1 protein-coding gene is annotated in these 863 nt (G+C 66.9%); it reads left to right on the top strand.

The genetic code is table 11. The features are described 5' to 3' along the window. Nucleotides 1-53 precede the first annotated feature (53 nt). Entirely contained in the window at nucleotides 54-791 is a 738-nt protein-coding gene (gene phoU / locus QMX85_RS23350; protein ID WP_282344936.1) for a phosphate signaling complex protein PhoU, read from the top strand. The last annotated feature ends 72 nt before the right edge of the window (nucleotides 792-863 follow it).

Below are 863 nucleotides of genomic sequence, written 5' to 3'. Positions count from 1 at the left end.
ACTCGCCACTGGTGCGCGCGGCGCACCCTACCGTTTTTTCGCGGAGTTAGAGAATGATCAACAAAGACGGCCATACCCAACACATCTCCCAGCAATTCAACGCCGAACTGGAGGAAGTGCGCAGCCACCTCCTGGCGATGGGCGGCCTGGTCGAGAAGCAGGTCAACGACGCGGTCAACGCGCTGATCGACGCCGACACCGGCCTCGCCCAGCAGGTCCGCGAGATCGACGACCAGATCAACCAGATGGAGCGCAACATCGACGAAGAATGCGTGCGCATCCTCGCCCGGCGCCAACCGGCGGCGTCGGACCTGCGCCTGATCATCAGCATCTCCAAGTCGGTGATCGACCTCGAGCGGATCGGCGACGAGGCGACCAAGATCGCCAAGCGCGCCATCGATCTCTGCGAAGACGGCACGTCCCCGCGCGGCTACGTCGAGGTGCGCCACATTGGCGGCCAGGTGCGCAAGATGGTCCAGGAAGCGCTGGACGCCTTCGCCCGCTTCGATGCCGACCTGGCGCTGTCGGTGGCGCAGTACGACAAGACCGTCGACCGCGAGTACAAGACCGCGCTGCGCGAACTGGTCACCTACATGATGGAAGACCCGCGCTCGATTTCCCGCGTGCTCAGCGTGATCTGGGCGCTGCGCTCGCTGGAGCGGATCGGCGACCACGCGCGCAACATCGCCGAACTGGTGATCTACCTGGTGCGCGGCACCGACGTGCGCCACACAGGGCTGACCAAGAAGAGACGCCAGCTCCCCGGCGAACCGGAAGAAATCGCGCCCTGAGCCGCGGGCGCCCCCCCCCCCCCACCCGCCGGCGCCCGGGGGCCCCCGGCCCCCCCCGCGGCGGATTTTAAA

The organism is Pseudomonas sp. PS02288 (assembly GCF_029959715.1).
Classification (GTDB): domain Bacteria; phylum Pseudomonadota; class Gammaproteobacteria; order Pseudomonadales; family Pseudomonadaceae; genus Pseudomonas_O; species Pseudomonas_O kuykendallii.
The sequence above is the reverse complement of the archived record's forward strand: the minus strand, read 5'-3'. Positions and strand labels throughout refer to the sequence as shown.